Source organism: Roseibium alexandrii DFL-11 (assembly GCF_000158095.2).
Taxonomy (GTDB): Bacteria; Pseudomonadota; Alphaproteobacteria; order Rhizobiales; family Stappiaceae; genus Roseibium; species Roseibium alexandrii.
In genome coordinates this window covers 4,860,689-4,878,722 of the sequence record NZ_CM011002.1, presented here as the reverse complement: position 1 = coordinate 4,878,722, position 18,034 = coordinate 4,860,689, and the positions used below count along the sequence as shown (strand labels likewise).

Below are 18,034 nucleotides of genomic sequence, written 5' to 3'. Positions count from 1 at the left end.
GGATGACCGATGCGTCTTTGCCGCGGCAAGAGGGTGGACTGGCCGCCATTTTTGGGCTCACGGCCTTGAAACACGGAGATCGGGCAAGCATTGCCCGCTGGGTAATCGCAGCACTCGCCATGCTCTTGATTGCCACGATGATCGGCAGCTTGGCGACAGGGCCCATCTTGGTTCCGGTATTCGACCTTTTGCCTCATATCCCGAGCCATCTGGCGGATCCGTCCGCGCCGCTGCCGGAGACGGTTTCCGCGCGGGATTGGATCGTTGTGATGGACATCCGGTTGCCAAGGATCACTCTCGGCGCGCTGATCGGAGCGGCGCTCGCTGTCTCGGGAGGAGTGATGCAGGGATTGTTTCGCAATCCATTGGCAGATCCGGGAATAGTCGGCGTGTCTGCAGGTGCTGGTCTTGGAGCTGCTCTGTTCATCGTTCTGGGCAACGCGGCACTCGCACCGGTAATGACGGTACTGGGCATCTATACAATCCCGTTTGCCGCGTTTGCAGGCGGGCTCATCAACACATTGCTGCTCTACCGGATTGGCACACGCGGCGGCTTTACATCTGTTGCCACACTCTTGCTGGCCGGGATCGCCCTTGGCGCATTGACGGGCGCGATCACCGGCCTTCTCGTCTATGTGGCCGACGACAGTCAACTCCGCGATCTACAGTTTTGGGGGCTTGGCTCGCTTGCTGGAGCAAACTGGGAAAAAGTGGCTTCCGCTGCACCGATCATACTGACAATGCTCGTGGCAACACCTTTCCTTGCGAGAGGCCTTAATGCGCTGACACTGGGCGAAGCTGCAGCCGCTCACATTGGGATTCGTGTCCAAAGGCTCAAGAACATCAGCATTCTTCTGGTCGCAGCGGCAACCGGTGCGTCGGTCGCCGTGAGCGGAGGGATCGGATTTGTCGGTATCGTCGTACCACATCTGTTGCGGCTGTCGATCGGGCCGGATCATAAATATCTCCTGCCCGCGGCCGCGCTGCTTGGAGCAATCCTGTTGATTGGCGCCGACACACTGGCGCGGACAGTCGTTGCGCCTGCAGAACTTCCGATCGGGATCATCACTGCCGTTGTTGGCGCGCCCTTCTTCCTTTGGATATTGCTGCGGAACAGAGGATTGACCGGCCTATGAGCAATCCTTCCGTTCTCACTCAAAATGTCGCCGCCCATGTCAAATCCCTGGATGTCAAGGACGTGAAAGTCACATTGGGCAGCAGCTGCATTGTAAACGATATGTATTTCAGCGCTTACGCTGGAGAGTTGTTGGCCATCATCGGACCCAGCGGGTCCGGCAAGACAACACTTTTAAAGGCGATCACCGGAGAGCGGCCCTATTCAGGCAGCATTCAGTTGGGCGGACACGAAGTTGCAAGCCTGTCGCCGGAAGCTCAAGCGCTGGCAAGGGGCGTATTGCCCCAAGCAAGCCACCTGTCGTTTCCGCTCACAGTTTCGGAAGTCATTGGTCTCGGCATTCTGGACCGGAGGCAAGGCCGCCTTGCACGGGCTCACCGTATTGCTGAAGCCTTGGCCCTTGTTGGTCTTCCGGGGTTTGAAGCCCGCACCTATCAAGACTTGTCCGGCGGTGAACAACAACGGGCACACTTAGCCCGCGTGGTTTGCCAGGTTTGGGATCCCGTTGCGGCAGATGGAACGCCGCGCTGGCTATTCCTGGATGAGCCGGTGTCGAGCCTCGATATCAAACACCAGTATCAAATCATGAAACTTGCAAAGGACTATGCCCGGCGCGGCGGCGGTGTGATCGCAGTAATGCATGACCTGAACCTAACAGCCGCTTTTGCAGACAAGATCCTTGTTATGAAAAATGGGTCGAAGGTGCGGCACGGTTCGCTTGAGGATGCCTTTTCGGAAAAGACACTGACCCCAACCTTCGAAATGCCGCTCGAAATCAACCGGTCAAAAGAGGGAAGGTTTCAAGTTACCCCTCAATTGGCCGAGCTCATTTGGTATAGTGAAGCCCACGCAGAATCTACGACGCCTCAGCACCAGGCTCCTCTGTTTCCGGGCTAAGGTCTTGATCGGCATCTTCCGTCGGCTGTGTCGTGAAGCCTTTCATTCCCGCGAATTCCCGCGCGTCCCTCTTGATCTCAACAGGGCTGAGGGCATACCCCGTACACAGTTCGGCCAGAGAGCGAAGTGCGTGCATATGGATCCGCTCGTAGCCGTGGCTCGCATCGATTCCAAAGGTGATCAGAGCCGTGCGCACATCTGCGCCAGCTTCAATCGCAGAAGCTGCGTCCGACCGGTAGTACCGGAAGACATCCTTTTGAAATTTTATCTCGTTGTCCCGGCACAGCTGAGCCATTTTGCGCGTCAAGTGGTAGTCAAACGGGCCGGTTTGATCCGCCATCGCGATCGTCACGCCGAATTCATCAGAATTTTGTCCCGGTGCGGATGTTCCATTGTCGATGGCCACAAGGGATGCAATGTCCGGCGTCAAAATCGAAGTCGCGCCGTGCCCCGTCTCTTCCGCGATTGTGAACAGCCAGAAAATATCGACCGTCGGCTTCGTCTCGGATTCTACCATGGCCTTGAGTGCTGCCAGCATCACCGCGACCCCTGCCTTATTGTCCAGATGCCGGGAGACGATAAAGCCGTTTTCAAGAAACTCGGGCGCTGGATCGATGGCGACGATATCACCAATGTCGATCCCAAGGCGGTGCAGGTCGTCAGCCGATTTCGAATAGGCATCAACTCTCAGCTCAACGTAATCCCAGCCAACCGGAAGATTGTCGATGCCTTCGTTGAACGTATGGCCAGATGCCTTTAGTGGCAGGATCGTGCCGGTATAGGCGCCGCTTTCAGAGAAGATTGTCGTACGGGCACCTTCTGCAAAACGGGCAGACCAGTGGCCGATAGGCACCAGCTCAAGCCGCCCGTTTTCCTTCAGCGTTTTGACTTGGGCACCAAGGGTATCCAAGTGTGCCACAAAAGCCCGCGCGGGCTTGGATTTTGCACCATCCAGACGCGCCCGGATGGCGCCGCGCCGCGTCACCTCATAAAACACCCCGAGACGCTCAAGCTCTTTTGAAACAAACCGCGCCAGCTCGTCCGTGTACCCCGTCGGGCTCGGGACCTCCAGCAGGCTTCTCAGCGTTTTGGCCAGATAATCGATATCAATGTTAAGCAATGTCATGAAAACTCACGTTGCAAGGTATCCCGCGCCGGCTTTGGCATGGACAGCGGAAACAGGAAATCGACAAAACGTTCAGCCGTTGGCTGCGGCTCATGATTTGCCAGGCCCGGGCGTTCATTTGCTTCAATGAAATTGTACTCCGGTTCCCGGGGGCTTTTCACCAAGAGGTCAATCCCCGTCACTGGGATCTGGATTGCCTTTGCAGCCCGCACAGCAGCCTCAATCAGTGTGCTGTGCGTTTCGCCGGTAACATCATGAATTGTTCCACCGGTGTGCAAATTGGCCGTCCGTCGAACCGCCAAGCGTTGCCCGTCCGGAAGGATATCTTCGAGCGTAAAACCGGCTGATGCCAAACACCGCTCGGCTTCGTCGTCAATCAGGATCCGGGACTCCCCGCCTGTTGCGGCCGCACGCCGCCGGGACTGGGCATGTATAAGATCTCTCACGGTGCTTTTGCCGTTGCCCATGATTTCAGCCGGTTTGCGGATCGCTGCGGCCACCACCTTGTAGTCAATCACTACGAGCCTGAGATCAGATCCTTGGACACATTCTTCAACCAGAACTTCATTGGAAAAAGTTCGGGCAACATCAATCGCAGCTTCAACATCTTCAAGCGTTTCCAGACCTATGGCGATGCCCTTGCCTTGCTCACCGCGGGTAGGCTTCACAACCAAAGATCCATGCCGCTGCAAAAACGCTTTCAAGTCGCCCTCGCCCACCGTCATCTGGTCCGGAACGGACAGACCCGCGGCCGCCACGATGCGCCGTGTGGAAGCCTTGTCATCGCAGATCGACATGGCTACAGCGGTGGTAAACTCGCTCAAGGATTCCCGGCAGCGCACAGACCGGCCGCCGTAAGACAACCGGAAGAAGCCGCCTTCCGCGTCAATGATCTGAGCATTGATCCCACGGCGGCGTGCTTCGTTGACGATCAATGTTGCATAAGGATTGAGTTTTTCTTCCGTCGCAGGCCCCGCGTAAAGCGCTTCGTTGATCGGGTTCTTAAGCTTCACGGTGAAGACCGGCACACGTTCAAAGCCGAGCTTTTCGTAAAGTGCAATGGCCATGTCATTGTCGTGCATTACCGAAAGATCCATGTGCGGGTTGCCACGCGCCTGGAACACTTCGGCCAACCGGCGGACCAATGCTTCTCCGATACCGGGAAAGCGCGCCTGGGCGGAGACCGCAAGGCACCAAAGTGATGACCCGAGTTCCGCACCACTTGTGGCACGTTGATGATCAACGCCCATGGCCGTCCCAACGATGTTGCCGGTTTCGTCTTCTTCCGCGACGAGTACAGTGATTTCCCGCGGGTCCAGCTGCGACCAGAAGAAATCTTCCGAAACCGGCACCATGCCCCGGCTTGCATAGAGCGCGTTGATCTGCTCCGCGTCACTGCGCGAGGACAGCCGGCGAACCGTAAAGCCCCGCCGAGTGTCTTTTGCTGATCTGTAGGTCGACAGGTTCAATCGGTAGGTATGCGAGGGATCGAGGAACAGCTCCTGCGGCGCAAGTCCGACCACCACATGCGGATCACGGACATAAAACGCGATATCCCGGCGGTCCGGGCGCTCGTCGCGAAGCGCCTCAACCAGCACGTCCGGCTCAGCGAAAGTATTGCCGAACAACAAACGCCCCCATCCGCAATTGATGGTTTGGTTGACAGGCATGTCCGTCTCATCGGCGCGGTACTCCGGTTTCATGCCGTGATCCCGCATCCGCTTGAGACGGTGTTCGAGTGCCCCCTTGACCCGGGACGGTGTTTTTTCTGACACGCGTTAGGCCTCCTGCTCCTGCAGCCACATTTCCAGCAAAGCAACCTGCCAGAGCTCAGATCCCCTGAGTTTAGTAATGTACTGTGTCGGGTTCTCGAACAGCTTTTCCAGATAGGCCGGGTTGAACAAACCCCGGCCTTTGGCTTTGCTGTTGGTCAACGTATCCCGCACCATTTCCAGGTAAGGACCCTGTATGTATTTGAGCGCTGGCACGGGGAAGTACCCCTTCGGACGGTCGATAACTTCAGATGGCACCACAAGACGCGCAGCCTCCTTCAGAACGCCTTTGCCCTCCTGGGCGAGCTTGTGTTCTGACGGAATGCGACCTGCCAGCTCAACCAATTCATGATCGAGGAACGGTACGCGAGCCTCAAGACCCCAAGCCATGGAGTGATTGTCAACCCGCTTCACCGGATCATCAACCAGCATGACATTGGTGTCGAGGCGCAGGGCTTTGTCCACCGGATCATCAGCGCCCGCCATGCCAAAGTGAGTTTCAACAAACGCAATGCTCTCATTGCGGTCACAGTGATAATCCGGCGAAATCGCCTCGTTCAATTGTTCTTCGGACCGGTCAAAAAACGCATCGGCATAATCGGCGACTGGCTGGTTCGATCCCGTCAGTTTCGGATACCAGTGATATCCGCCGAACACCTCGTCAGCGCCCTGCCCCGATTGAACAACCTTGATGTGCTTGGAGACTTCGCGGGACAGCAAATAGAACCCGATGTTGTCATATGACACCATCGGCTCCGACATCGCCCCAATAGCGCCCGGCAGGTTGTCCAAAAGCTCAGACGACGGGATGAAGATCTTGTTGTGGTTGGTCCCGTAGTGATTGGCGATCAGGTCCGAATACTGAAATTCGTCGCCCTTTTCCCCATTCGCTTCTTCGAAACCGATCGAGAACGTCGCGAGATCCTTTTGGCCTTCCTCTGCCAGAAGACCAACAATCAAGCTGGAGTCGACGCCGCCTGACAGCAAGACGCCGACCGGTACGTCTGCGACCATCCGGCGGCGGACAGCCTTGCGCAAACCTTCAAGAACAAGATCGCGCCAGTCGTCTGCCGACCGGTTTACATCTTCCTCCGATTTGCGGAAGTCCGGCTCCCAGTAGACGGTGTTCTTAAACGATCCATCCGTTTCGTAAGTCCGCACTGTCGCGGGCCCCAACTTCCGCACACCGTTCAAAATGGTCCGTGGAGCCGGGACAACTGAGTGCCAGCTCATATAATGCTGAAGCGCGACCTTATCGATCGATCGATCAATGTTTCCGCCTTTGAGCAGCGCCGGAAGCGACGAGGCGAATGCCAAACGGCCTTCAGCCTCTGACACATAAAGGGGCTTGATGCCAAAGCGGTCCCGGGCGAGGTGAATGCGGCCGCTGTCATGTTCGTGGATGGCAACGGCAAACATACCGTGGAATCTTGTGAAACAGTCACGGCCCCACTCCTTCCAAGACTTCAAAATGACCTCTGTGTCACTGGTAGAGAAAAACCGGTAGCCTTTTCCGGAAAGCTCCGCACGCAGCTCTTGATAATTGTAGATGCAACCATTGAAGACCAGAGAAAGACCCAGCTCCGGATCCTGCATTGGTTGCGCGCCCTGATCACTCAAATCAATAATTTTCAAACGCCGATGGCCGAACGCCACCCGCCCACGCATGGTAACGCCCATCGCATCCGGACCGCGAGCGGCCATTGCCTGCGCCATACGGTCGACCCGGCTTGTATCGGCTTGCCCTGACGAGAAAACAACTTCACCGCAAATGCCACACATAAATCTAAAAATTCCTCTTTCCAGTTCGCTGGTAGGAGGTATATAGACTTCTTATCATTAGAGTTCAAATGATCAGAGCTAAAATTATGAATGCCAATGAAGCAGCTCAGATTTTCAAGTCAATCCGGCGGATCGTCAGGGCTATTGATCTGCGATCCCGAGAGGTCGCGAAAGCCTCCGGATTGACGATCCCGCAGATTGTCGTTCTGCAGGGCGTCAACGATTTGGGAGAGGTCACAACAAAGGTTCTCTCAGACCATGCAGATCTGAGTTCTGCGACAGTTGTGACAATCTTGGACAAGCTGGAAGAGAAGAAGCTGGTCGAGCGCTACAGGTCTCCTTCCGACCGGCGCATCGTTCACACCATGCTCACGGAACGTGGCAAGGAAACAGTCGCCTCGCTGCCCGGACTTCTACATGACGAGTTCGAAGCCAAGTTTGATAAACTGACGGACAAAGACAAGATCAGGCTGGTGGAGAGCATTTCCGAAATAGCTGAGATGTTAAATGCCCACAAACTGGACGCCGCGCCAATTCTCACCACCGGCCAGGTCACGAACGAGATCACGTCTTAGAAGTGGAAATCCGGCGCTCTAGCAGCCTGAGTTGCCGATGGCAGCGACCATTTGCTTGACGAGATCCTCTGACGTCTTTCTGCATCCGCCAGGAGGACAAAACCGACCATCGGCATCCTCATCTATGACGATGACCGAGCACGATGCGTGAACTTCAGTCACACCCGTCGATTGGATGATGTTGGCTACCAGATCGGGCCGCAGGCCTGCTCCCGGCATGATGCCAATGCGAAAGTCGGCAGTCGCGGCCATTTCCCGGATAACCGCTTGCCCTGCATTGGCCGTGGCTTGACCTCCTGATGTGAGAACCCGCTCGAACCCCAGATCAATCGCCGTTTCGAGCGCGGCAAACGGGTCCGGCACAACATCGATCACACGGTGGAGCGTCCGGCCCAGTCCCGCAGCCCTGTCCGACAGACGCGCGAGCATGTCCCGATCCAGCGTATGATCTCCATGTTGCGCACCCAGGACAACACCAGAAAGACCAAAGTCTTTTGCCAGCTTAATATCACTTGCCATGATCTCTTCTTCCGCTTCAGAAAAACGAAAGTGACCGGCTCGCGGACGGATCATGGCATAAACAGGAACAGGCAATTTGGCAGCGGCACGCATCAGTCCTGCGGATGGCGTCAATCCGCCCTCAGACAAAGCAGAACAAAGTTCAATACGCCCGGCACCACTACGTACAGCAGCCCAGGCACCTTCCATTGTATCAACACAGACTTCGAGCAACATGCGGTTTGCTTATCCGGTTTCTGCCAATGGACTGAGAGACTGAAGGTCCTTGGAGATGCGGATAAAGCTGTCTTTGGACCTGCCCAAAAGGTTGAATGGCTTTCCATCAATCAGCTCCGCCGGCGTCTTTGTAGCGGCACGCAGGGCACCTGCCAGCGAAATGTCAACTTGGTCAACCAAAACCCTGACAGCAGTCAACAGGTCCAAATCCGCGCCCGCCAACGTCCCGTCCTCAAGGGTCAGCCTCCCGTTAGAGCGGAGAATTTTTCGTCCATCCAGCTCGAACGAGGTCTCAGATGTTCCGGCAACCGCCATGGCATCGCTGACCAGAAATACTTCTCCAGGACCGCTTTTGGCGGATAATGCAATCCGCATCATTTCCGGATGAACATGGATCCCGTCCGCAATGAGACCAGCGGATAAGACGCCCGTGCCAAGAGCTGCCCCAACAACACCGGGCTCCCGGTTGCCCATTTGGCTCATCGCATTGAAGAGATGTGTGACGCACCTGGCGCCAGCCGCCGCATAGGCTTGAACGGTCGAGAAGTCAGCATCCGAATGACCAATTGAAACGAGCGCACCCGCCTGGTTCAGCTGCCGAACCTGCTCGAGAGACGTGTTTTCCGGTGCAATGGTCAAGAGCAGAACTGGGAGCGAACGGGCCGCCGCCATGAGGAAGTCGAGGTCCTCATCGTCCATAGGGCGGATATAGGCAGCATCATGCGCCCCTTTCCGGGCAACAGACAAATGTGGACCTTCCAAATGCAGTCCTGCCACGCCAGGAATGTCTTTCTCGACAGCCTGAGTTACGGCTGCGATTGCCGCCTCGGTTTTTTCACGCGTGTCCGTGATCAAAGTCGGCAGAAAGGCCCGGGTACCTAAAGACCAATGCGCTTCGGCAATCCGGAGTACGGTCTCAACACTTGGATCGTCGTTGAGCATAACGCCGCCGCCGCCATTGACCTGAAGATCAACGAAACCCGGGGAGATGATCTCACTACCAAGATCGATAACGTCCGCGCCGCTGAAAATCTCATCGCCGGCACCAAAGGCCACAAGCCCATCCGGGCCAAACCGGACAGCTGCCCCTTCATGAATTTTGCCGCCGTCAAAAACCGCGGCCGCCTTGAAAACGATGGTCTGTGTCATACGGTTTCCGTGACCTTGTTCAAATGCCGAGGAGCATCCGGGTTGATCCCCTGGAGCCCGGCGACATGCTCAACCAAACCGTAGAATGACACAATCGAGGCAATCGGATCGGTCAGCCAGTGATCCGTGCGTACGATCGGCAAAACGTTTGCCCGGTGCGCTTTATCACTGTTGACGAAAACAGTCGCTCCCATCTGCGACAGTTTATCAGCAACATCAACAACCGCTTGCTCAGCAGCATCGGCGGCGGCAAATGCAATGACTGGAAAACCCTGCGATACAATGGAAACCGGACCGTGCAAGACTTCTGCGGAGGAGTAGCTCTCTGCATGAATCTGGCAAGTCTCCTTAAACTTCAAAGCTGCTTCATTGGAAACAGCCCAGGAGGGTCCACGCCCCAACGTGAACAGCGATCCGATGTCTTTTTCCGGCGCGGCTTCACGCCAATCGCAAGCAACAGCGTCCTCCAAATGTGCCGGTAAGTTCCGGATCGCAGCCAAGAGACCCGCATCCGCCTTGAGCTCCGCAAGCAACCAAAGCCCGGCAACCAGCGATGTGACAAAGGTCTTGGTCGCAGCGACCGACAGCTCCGGCCCGGCATGTATCGGAACAGTCGCGCTTGCAGCCTCACTCAAGGGTGACCCTGGATGGTTGGTGATGGCCAGCGTTGTCGCGCCTGACTTGGTCAAGGACCGAGTCATTCGGGTTATGTCCGGACTCTTGCCGGACTGAGATACGGAAAAACAAAGCATACCGTCTACCTTGAGGCTGGCCCCATAGACAGAGGCAAGTGATGGCCCGACAGATGCCATTGGCAGGCCGAGAAGCAACTCGGCAGCATACTTCAAATATGTGCAAGCGTGATCTGAAGACCCGCGCGCAACAGACAGAAGGCAGCGCAAGTCGCTGCTCCTCAATTCTGCGGAAATTCGGCTAATATCCGCATTGCCGGATGTCAGCAGGCGATCGACCGCAGACGGAATTTCCGCGATCTCCTGTTTCATTTTTGTAAGAGAAGACGTCACTCGAGGGTCCTCACCGATCAGATAACCGGAGCTCTGCAACAAAGTCATAGGCGTCTCCGCGATAGATGGATTGTGTAAATTCCGCGACCCGCCCGGTTTCCAGGTAAGAAATACGCTGGATCCGAAGACCTGCAGTGCCTTCTGGAACGCTCAAAAGGTGAGCGTCGGCAGGTTCAAGGTTGACGGCGGCGATTTTCTGGACGGCGCGCACAGGACGATGGCCATGTTTTGCAAGCACTTCGTAAAGCGACGTCACCACTTCGAGCGGATTTGGCAGTATATCCAGAGGAAGTGCGGCACGTTCCAGGGCCATCGGCTGACCACCTGCCTCCCGAAGGCGGTAGATGCGCGCCACTTGGTCGTCCGGCGTTAAGGACAAAGTCACAATTTCTTCCGTAGTTGGCATGAAAACCCCGCGCTCCAGCCATCTGGAAGTCGTTTGCATGCCGCGGTTGGCCATATCCTCGGTAAACGAGGTTAGATGGGACAGCGACTGCTCCACCCGTTGCGTTGCTTCCCGCACAAATGAGCCTGAGCCCTGGCGCTGCTCGATCGTGCCGTCCTTGACCATTTCCTGAATGGCCTTGCGCACGGTCACTCGTGAGAAGCCGGTAAGTTCTGCGATTTCCCGCTCCGGAGGCAACGAGCTGCTGGCCGGAAGAAGGCCCGTTTTGATAGCTTCTTCAAGCCGATGCCGAAGTTGCACGTATCTTGGCCCGGCGTTTTGAGAAAACCACTGATCAGGCATCAGGAAATCATTCAGCATGCGACCTGCACCTCTTTCGCAAACTCCCGCGCGATGGCAATTGCACCATCGATCGGCGCCCCGGCTGCCGAGCTCAGATTCTTGCGAACCGGTTCGGTGAGAAATGGCGCCAGGTGAGGCGCAAGACCGCCTGTCAAACACACTGGCATTCCCGCTGACCATCCGAGATGCAGAAGATTTTCCTCAAAATGTGCTACAGCTTGGTCTATCAGCCGCTCTGAAACTGGATCATCGGATTGCGAGAGAATTTCTGGCGCCAGAGCACCAAAACCAGCAGGTCTTGCTGTGTTTGCAAACGCCAGTATTCCTGCAGCTCCCCCATACCGATCCTTCAACTTTTCGGTCAGGACAGTCTGCTCAATAAGGCCATCTTCAGCATCAAGCACGAGAGCTAATGCGGATTTACCGAACCATGCCGCCGACCCGAAGTCGCCAAGGACCGCTCCCCAACCGCCACAAAACCTCTTCTTTGCATCAACCTGGACACCAAAAAAAGAGCCCGTCCCACTGTGGATCAAGGCACCATCCAGCACCCCCAGCGCGCCCTGCAATGCTGCAGGCCGGTCATCTTCAACCTTTATGCGCCTGAGCGGAATACCTTCTAGAAACCGTCCGCGGTCTCGGTTCGCCTGAAAGCCAGCCAAAGCGAAATAGGCGGGAACGCGGGCAAGATCGTCCGGAGCAAGATCTGCTTTGCCTGCGAGAGCCTTCAATCCAACGTTTATCTCTGAGAGAGCGGCATAAATGTCCGTTGTCACATTTGCGGAGCCGACTTCGACACGGATATCCGCAGCTGGCGAACTCAACGCCAAACGGCAGCGCGTACCGCCACCATCAACCGCCAAAACCCACTGATCTGCGAAATCAATCATGACAATACCTATATAATACCTTTTGATAAAATCAACAGAAAAAGAGATACCAAAACCGGAATTTGATATGGTTTTGCTAACCTTTCCACTAATTTCGATTAACATCTGGACAAATGGTATTATAAAGGTACTATATTAAAAATTCACGGAGGATCGCGTGACTGAGGCAACCACGGAAAAACTGCACAATCTTGCTTCTGGATTGGATTCACGTCCTTCAGAGGCCATTGCAGCGATCCTTATTGATGGTCAGGTCTCGGCTGCTCAAGCAACTTCTACAACAACGGAAGTCATCACAGCGGCTGCCTATGACATGGCCAATTCAATCCGCACAGACGGAGCCCTCTACTATGTCGCCGCTGGTTCTTCCGGTTTGATGGCGGCGGCTGATGCGATGGAGCTTGGCGGTACATTCGGCATTCCGGAGCATCAGGTCCAGATCCTCATGGCAGGCGGCATTCCCACATCCGCGCATATGCCTGGCGACACGGAAGATGCGACGGCCAGTTTGGCTACAGATCTCGCTAAGCTCTCGAAAAAGGACACGATCATTGTCGTCTCAGCCAGTGGCTCCACGCCGTTCACACTTGAGGCCGCACGTCTTGGAAAAGAAGCCGGTACGACCGTAATCGCGATCGCCAACAACCCGGATGCGCCGCTTTTTGCATTGAGCAAGCACGCCATTTATCTGCCAACCGCGCCCGAAGTCGTCTCCGGTTCGACCCGCATGGGAGCAGGCACGGCCCAAAAGATCGCTCTAAATGCGCTTTCAACACTGATGGCCCTGAACCTGGGGCACATCTACGACGGCATGATGGTGAATTTGCGCGCTGACAACATCAAACTCCGGGATCGTGCCGAGCGGATGGTGGCAACGATCACCGGAGTTTCTGAAGGAGGTGCCGCCGGTGCACTCAAGTCAGCGGATGGCAATATCAAGACAGCCTGCCTGTTGGCGGCTGGCGCGAGTTCGATCGAGCACGCAATCAGTCTTTTGGAAAACGCACGCGGGCATCTACGCCCAGCGCTGGAACAAATCCGGGCGGAGACCCGGAAGAACAAACCATTTCTTCAAACAGAGGGGAAAGCATCATGAATTTGAGAACCCTGGGCATTGCCCTTGCAAGCACCGCACTGATGACAACTGCAGCAATGGCCGAAGATGTCACGCTGACAATTGAAAGTTGGCGGACGGATGATCTAACACTGTGGCAGGACAAGATCATCCCTGCCTTCGAAAAGGACAATCCTGGCATTAAGGTCGTCTTCTCTCCGACGGCTCCGACCGAGTATAATGCGGCGCTGAATTCAAAACTCGAAGCTGGCAGCGCGGGCGACCTGATCACCTGCCGCCCGTTTGATGCTTCCCTTGCGCTCTTCGAAGCAGGTCATCTGGCTGCGCTTGATGACATGGACGCAATGTCCAACTTCTCCGATGTTGCAAAGTCCGCGTGGCAGACCGACGACGCCTCGGCATCTTTCTGCGTCCCGATGGCCTCGGTCATTCACGGGTTCATCTACAACAAGGATGCTTTTGAAGAACTTGGCCTTGAGGCTCCAACCACGGAAGCCGAGTTTTTCGCGGTTCTGGATAAGATCAAGGACGACGGCAGCTATATCCCGATGGCCATGGGCACCAACGACCAGTGGGAAGCGGCCACCATGGGCTACAACAATATTGGCCCAAACTATTGGAAAGGTGAAGAAGGCCGTCTCGAGCTGATCAAGGGCGAGCAAAAGCTGACTGATGAGCAATGGGTTGCACCTTATGCAACGCTTGCAAAATGGGCCCCGTATCTGGGCTTTGGTTACGAAGCGCAGACCTACCCGGACAGCCAAAACCTGTTCACTCTTGGCCGCGCAGCGATTTACCCTGCCGGCAGCTGGGAATTTGCAGGCTTCAACACACAGGCCGATTTTGAAATGGGCGCCTTCAAGGCACCGGTACAATCGGAAGGCGACACCTGCTACATATCGGATCACACGGACATTGGGATTGGCCTCAATGCCGCAAGTCCGAACGCGGATGCTGCAAAGACTTTCCTGGCCTGGGTTGCAAGCCCCGAATTCGCATCGATCTTCGGCAACGCTCTGCCGGGTTTCTTCCCCTTGTCGAAAACACCTGTCGAATTGGAAGACCCGCTTGCGCAAGAGTTTGCCAGCTGGCGCGGGGAATGTGAGTCCACCATTCGGTCGACTTATCAGATCCTGTCGCGCGGTACGCCGAACCTGGAAAATGAGACTTGGGGCGCAAGCGTGGCTGCGATTAAGGGGACCGAGACACCAGAGGCGCTAGGAGCCAAGCTTCAGGACGGCCTGACCAGCTGGTACGCGCCGCACCAATAAGCCTGTCCCTTTCTAAACAAAATCCGGGTAGCCATCACGCTACCCGGATCGGAACCGGAGGCCGCATGAAACGCCCCCGCATACGCTGGCATATTGCCGTTTTCCTGGCACCCGCCGTGCTGGTCTATACGACAATCATGATCTTGCCGCTGTTCAATACTCTGCATCTGGCGCTCTACAGCCGGATAGATCAGGAGCGGATTTTCGTCGGCCTGCAAAACTTCATGACGCTGTTTGGCGAACCGGTCTGGGCGGACCAGTTCTGGAATGCGCTCGGCAACAATGTCTGGTTCTTCGTGATCCACATGCTGGTGCAGAATCCGATCGGGATTGCACTTGCAGCGATGCTGTCTCATCCCAAACTCCGCTTTGCAGCGCTCTACCGTTCCGCAATCTTTATCCCGACTATCCTTTCATTCGTGATCGTCGGCTTTGCTTGGAAACTCATTCTGTCTCCAATCTGGGGGATCGCCCCGACAATGTTCGGTTCTGTCGGTCTCGGTTTCTTGTACCAACCCTGGCTCGGCAAGGAAGAGTATGCGCTGACAAGCCTGTCGCTAATCTCGTCTGGGCAGTTTGTCGGCATCCCGATGATGCTCATCTACGCAGCGCTTCTAACCATTCCAGAAGAGATTTTGGAGGCAGGTGAGATTGACGGGATCACGGGCCTGAACGCTTTTTGGAAGATCAAGCTGCCATTGATCCTGCCATCGATCGGGATCATCTCAATCCTCACGTTTGTCGGCAACTTCAACGCTTTCGACCTGATCTACGCCTCGCAAGGTGCCCTCGCCGGCCCGAATTTCTCGACCGATATCCTTGGCACGTTCTTCTACCGGACATTCTTCGGCTTCCAGCTTCAGCTCGGCGATCCGCATATGGGCGCCGCGGTCGCAAGTGCCATGTTCGCCATCATTCTCGTCGGCGTTTGTGTCTACCTCTTCGGCATTCAAACACGGCTCCGCCGGTATCAGTTGTGAGTTCAAATCCATGAACCAGGCCCGCACTAGTCCCTTCAACGCGATGGCCATGCACGGCGCGTTGATCCTTTACACGCTGATCGCCCTGTTTCCCGTATTCATCATCCTGATAAACAGTTTCAAAAGCCGGAAATTCATCTTCAGGGAGCCACTGGCCCTGCCAAACGCCGAGAGTTTTTCAATGATCGGCTACCAGACGGTCATGAAACAGGGGGACTTCTTTCTCTACTTTCAGAACTCGATGATCGTCACCGTGGCATCACTGTTCTTCATTCTGCTTTTCGGTGCGATGGCCGCATTTGCCCTCAGTGAATACCGGTTCCGCGGCAACATGATCCTTGGCCTCTATTTGGCGCTTGGCATCATGGTCCCGATCCGGATCGGGACTGTTGCCATCCTTGAAATGATGGTCTCAACCGGGCTGGTCAACACACTCTGGGCATTGATACTTGTGTACACCGCGCAAGGTTTGCCGCTTGCCGTCTTCATTCTGACGGAGTTCATGCGTCAGGTCTCGGACGACCTGAAAAATGCTGCTCGTGTCGATGGCCTTAGCGAATACACGATCTTCTTCCGGCTGGTGTTGCCGCTGGTCCGGCCGGCCTTGGCAACGGTCGCGGTGTTCAACATGATCCCGATCTGGAATGATCTCTGGTTCCCCTTGATCCTCGCGCCTGCGGAGGAAACCAAGACGCTGACACTCGGCAGCCAAGTGTTCATCGGACAGTTCGTGACCGACTGGAACGCGGTACTCTCCGCCCTTTCCATGGCAATCCTTCCGGTGCTGATCCTCTATGTGATCTTCTCTCGCCAATTAATCCGCGGCTTAACATCTGGAGCAGTCAAATGATCAGTGCTGTCATTGCGGGCCTCGGCAACATGGGCCTGTCCCACGCGCTCGCTCTTCACAAAGATCCCGGTGTGCAAATCGTTGGCCTCGTCAACCGCTCTCCCGTCGCACTTCCCGAGGAACTGCAGCCCTACCCGCGCCTGAACAGCTTCTCAGAAGGACTGGAACTGAAACCGGATCTCGTCGTGATTGCCACCTACTCCGACAGTCACGCAGACTATGCCTGTGCGGCAATGGAAGCCGGGGCGCATGTATTCGTCGAAAAACCTTTGGCCACGACGGTGTCCGATGCCGAGCGGGTTGTTGCCAAAGCGAATGAGACAGGCCGTAAGCTGGTGGTCGGTTATATCCTGCGCCACCACCCATCCTGGGTCCGCCTGATTGAGGAAGCGCGCGGCCTCGGCGGCCCCTTTGTCTTCCGCCTCAATCTCAATCAGCAGTCTTCCGGCGCGGAATGGGCAACCCACAAGGCCTTGATGCAAAACACCAGTCCGATCGTGGATTGCGGCGTGCATTATGTCGATGTCATGTGCCAGATCACCGACGGTAAACCGCTTCGGGTCCATGGCATGGGCGTAAGGCTCTCTGATGAAATCGCCGAGGACATGTATAATTATGGGCAGTTTCAGGTTGTCTTCGACGACGGATCCGTTGGCTGGTATGAAGCTGGCTGGGGACCGATGATGTCGGAAACCGCCTTCTTTGTGAAAGACATCGTCTCACCGAACGGCTCAGTCTCCATTACTGACGGCAACAAGGGCGCTTCCGCAGATATTGACGGGCACACCAAGGTTGGAAGCATTCTCGTGCACCGGCCAGACGGGGATGAGTCCATCGAACTGCCTGATGAACCCGGCCACCAGGAGCTTTGCGATGCTGAGCAAGCCTACATGGTGCGTGCCATTACAGAAAACATCGACCTGACACGTCACATGCAGGACGCCGTTCAATCCCTCGCCATTTGCCTTGCGGCGGACGAAAGCATCCGCATCGGCCAACCGATCACGTTAGGAACAGCGCAATGACCGCTCTTTCTCTCAAGAATATCTACAAGTCCTTTGGGGCTGTTGAGGTTCTCAAGGACATCAACATTGAGGTCGAGGAAGGCGAGTTCGTTGTCTTTGTCGGCCCGTCTGGTTGCGGTAAGTCCACCCTGCTCCGGATTATCGCCGGATTGGAAGACGCCACCTCAGGCGAGGTGAACATCGGCGGGAATGTCGTCAACACCACCCCGCCTTCGAAGCGCGGGATTGCCATGGTGTTCCAGAGTTATGCGCTTTATCCGCACCTCAACGTGCGCGGGAACATGTCTCTTGCCTTGAAGCAGGAAGGCCATAGCAAGGCAGAGATCTCGAGCCGCATTACGGAAGCCAGCCGGATGCTCAATCTGGAAGACTATCTCGACCGGTATCCGTCAGAGCTTTCCGGCGGCCAGCGTCAGCGTGTGGCGATCGGCCGGGCGATTGTCCGCCAGCCGAAGTTGTTCCTCTTTGATGAACCGCTTTCAAACCTTGATGCTGCACTGCGGATGAACACGCGGCTGGAGATTGCCAACCTGCACCAGCAGCTCGGCACCTCGATCGTTTATGTGACACACGACCAGACCGAAGCAATGACACTTGCCGACAAGATTGTCGTACTCCGGGCCGGACGCGTGGAACAGATCGGCAGCCCGATGGAGCTCTACAACAACCCGATCAACCAGTTCGTGGCAGGTTTCCTTGGATCTCCTTCGATGAACTTCCTGTCGGCAGAAACAGTGACACCCGGCGACACCCGGACGCTCGGGATACGGCCGGAAGATCTGGTTCTGTCCGCAGAGGGCCCGATCGAGGCGACAGTTCAGCATGTCGAGCATCTCGGCGGGGACACCAACGTCATCGCCATGACCGGGGACAAACAGATCACCGCACGGTTCTTTGGACAGCATGACATACCGGCAGGCCAGCAGGTCGCACTGGGGTTTGCACAAGAAAAAGCCCGTTATTTCGACGCGAACGGCATGCGCCAAGCGTAAGCGGAGC

17 protein-coding genes are annotated in these 18,034 nt (G+C 56.0%); 9 read left to right on the top strand and 8 right to left on the bottom strand.

The annotated features are described in order from the left end of the window. Positions 1 to 2 precede the first annotated feature (2 nt). Positions 3 to 1,136 carry a FecCD family ABC transporter permease gene (locus tag SADFL11_RS22530; protein WP_008192955.1) on the top strand — a complete coding sequence of 378 codons (1,134 nt, stop codon included), beginning with the start codon at positions 3 to 5 and terminating at the stop codon, positions 1,134 to 1,136. After that, positions 1,133 to 2,032, top strand: a complete 900-nt coding sequence (locus SADFL11_RS22525; RefSeq protein WP_008191317.1) for a heme ABC transporter ATP-binding protein — start codon at positions 1,133 to 1,135, stop codon at positions 2,030 to 2,032. Before SADFL11_RS22530 ends, SADFL11_RS22525 begins: the two co-directional genes overlap by 4 nt. Here SADFL11_RS22525 and SADFL11_RS22520 read toward each other — a convergent pair. Genes SADFL11_RS22520 through SADFL11_RS22510 form a run of 3 tightly spaced genes read right to left on the bottom strand, consistent with a single transcriptional unit; the run spans position 1,992 to position 6,712 of the window. Next, positions 1,992 to 3,158, bottom strand: a complete 1,167-nt coding sequence (locus tag SADFL11_RS22520; RefSeq protein WP_040450955.1) for an osmoprotectant NAGGN system M42 family peptidase — start codon at positions 3,156 to 3,158, stop codon at positions 1,992 to 1,994. The genes SADFL11_RS22525 and SADFL11_RS22520 overlap by 41 nt on opposite strands. Further along, positions 3,155 to 4,933: an N-acetylglutaminylglutamine synthetase gene (gene ngg / locus SADFL11_RS22515; RefSeq protein ID WP_008191940.1), complete on the bottom strand. Its 1,779-nt coding sequence runs from the start codon at positions 4,931 to 4,933 to the stop codon at positions 3,155 to 3,157. Before ngg ends, SADFL11_RS22520 begins: the two co-directional genes overlap by 4 nt. Positions 4,934 to 4,936: 3 nt before the next feature. Then, complete coding sequence (locus SADFL11_RS22510; RefSeq protein ID WP_008195886.1) at positions 4,937 to 6,712, bottom strand: N-acetylglutaminylglutamine amidotransferase; 1,776 nt, start codon at positions 6,710 to 6,712, stop codon at positions 4,937 to 4,939. Between the two features lie 86 nt (positions 6,713 to 6,798). Here SADFL11_RS22510 and SADFL11_RS22505 point away from each other — a divergent pair, with 86 nt between their 5' ends. Further along, complete coding sequence (locus SADFL11_RS22505; RefSeq protein ID WP_008192414.1) at positions 6,799 to 7,287, top strand: MarR family winged helix-turn-helix transcriptional regulator; 489 nt, start codon at positions 6,799 to 6,801, stop codon at positions 7,285 to 7,287. 18 nt (positions 7,288 to 7,305) lie between these two features. On the opposite strand, the gene SADFL11_RS22500 is transcribed toward SADFL11_RS22505, so the two are convergent. From SADFL11_RS22500 to SADFL11_RS22480, 5 genes are read right to left on the bottom strand one after another with little or no spacing between them, the layout of a single operon-like run. Next, positions 7,306 to 8,022 carry a copper homeostasis protein CutC gene (locus SADFL11_RS22500; protein ID WP_040450956.1) on the bottom strand — a complete coding sequence of 239 codons (717 nt, stop codon included), beginning with the start codon at positions 8,020 to 8,022 and terminating at the stop codon, positions 7,306 to 7,308. A 9-nt stretch (positions 8,023 to 8,031) separates the two neighbouring features. Further along, positions 8,032 to 9,171, bottom strand: a complete 1,140-nt coding sequence (gene nagA / locus SADFL11_RS22495; protein WP_008196117.1) for an N-acetylglucosamine-6-phosphate deacetylase — start codon at positions 9,169 to 9,171, stop codon at positions 8,032 to 8,034. After that, positions 9,168 to 10,175 carry an SIS domain-containing protein gene (locus tag SADFL11_RS22490; RefSeq protein WP_008189091.1) on the bottom strand — a complete coding sequence of 336 codons (1,008 nt, stop codon included), beginning with the start codon at positions 10,173 to 10,175 and terminating at the stop codon, positions 9,168 to 9,170. The genes nagA and SADFL11_RS22490 overlap by 4 nt, the downstream gene beginning before the upstream one ends. A gap of 31 nt (positions 10,176 to 10,206) precedes the next feature. After that, positions 10,207 to 10,962, bottom strand: coding sequence for a GntR family transcriptional regulator (locus SADFL11_RS22485; RefSeq protein ID WP_008194165.1), 756 nt, complete (start codon positions 10,960 to 10,962; stop codon positions 10,207 to 10,209). Then, on the bottom strand, positions 10,956 to 11,834 hold the full coding sequence (locus SADFL11_RS22480) for a glucosamine kinase nucleotide-binding domain-containing protein (protein WP_008189808.1): 879 nt from the start codon (positions 11,832 to 11,834) through the stop codon (positions 10,956 to 10,958). Before SADFL11_RS22480 ends, SADFL11_RS22485 begins: the two co-directional genes overlap by 7 nt. A 157-nt stretch (positions 11,835 to 11,991) precedes the next feature. Between SADFL11_RS22480 and SADFL11_RS22475 the strand changes: the two genes are divergently transcribed. The 6 genes from SADFL11_RS22475 to SADFL11_RS22450 all read left to right on the top strand — a co-directional run bounded on the left by SADFL11_RS22475 (position 11,992) and on the right by SADFL11_RS22450 (position 18,027). Further along, positions 11,992 to 12,930 carry an N-acetylmuramic acid 6-phosphate etherase gene (locus SADFL11_RS22475; protein WP_008190083.1) on the top strand — a complete coding sequence of 313 codons (939 nt, stop codon included), beginning with the start codon at positions 11,992 to 11,994 and terminating at the stop codon, positions 12,928 to 12,930. Next, positions 12,927 to 14,180 (top strand): ABC transporter substrate-binding protein, encoded by a 1,254-nt coding sequence (locus SADFL11_RS22470; RefSeq protein WP_008192173.1) that lies wholly within the window; start codon positions 12,927 to 12,929, stop codon positions 14,178 to 14,180. Before SADFL11_RS22475 ends, SADFL11_RS22470 begins: the two co-directional genes overlap by 4 nt. Positions 14,181 to 14,245: 65 nt before the next feature. Then, a complete protein-coding gene (locus SADFL11_RS22465) occupies positions 14,246 to 15,160 on the top strand; it encodes a carbohydrate ABC transporter permease (RefSeq protein ID WP_134853112.1) in 915 nt (304 codons plus the stop codon). A gap of 10 nt (positions 15,161 to 15,170) precedes the next feature. Continuing rightward, a complete protein-coding gene (locus SADFL11_RS22460; protein WP_040450957.1) occupies positions 15,171 to 16,010 on the top strand; it encodes a carbohydrate ABC transporter permease in 840 nt (279 codons plus the stop codon). Further along, a complete protein-coding gene (locus SADFL11_RS22455) occupies positions 16,007 to 17,035 on the top strand; it encodes a Gfo/Idh/MocA family protein (protein WP_008196326.1) in 1,029 nt (342 codons plus the stop codon). Before SADFL11_RS22460 ends, SADFL11_RS22455 begins: the two co-directional genes overlap by 4 nt. Then, positions 17,032 to 18,027, top strand: a complete 996-nt coding sequence (locus SADFL11_RS22450) for an ABC transporter ATP-binding protein (protein ID WP_008196657.1) — start codon at positions 17,032 to 17,034, stop codon at positions 18,025 to 18,027. The genes SADFL11_RS22455 and SADFL11_RS22450 overlap by 4 nt, the downstream gene beginning before the upstream one ends. Positions 18,028 to 18,034 lie beyond the last annotated feature (7 nt).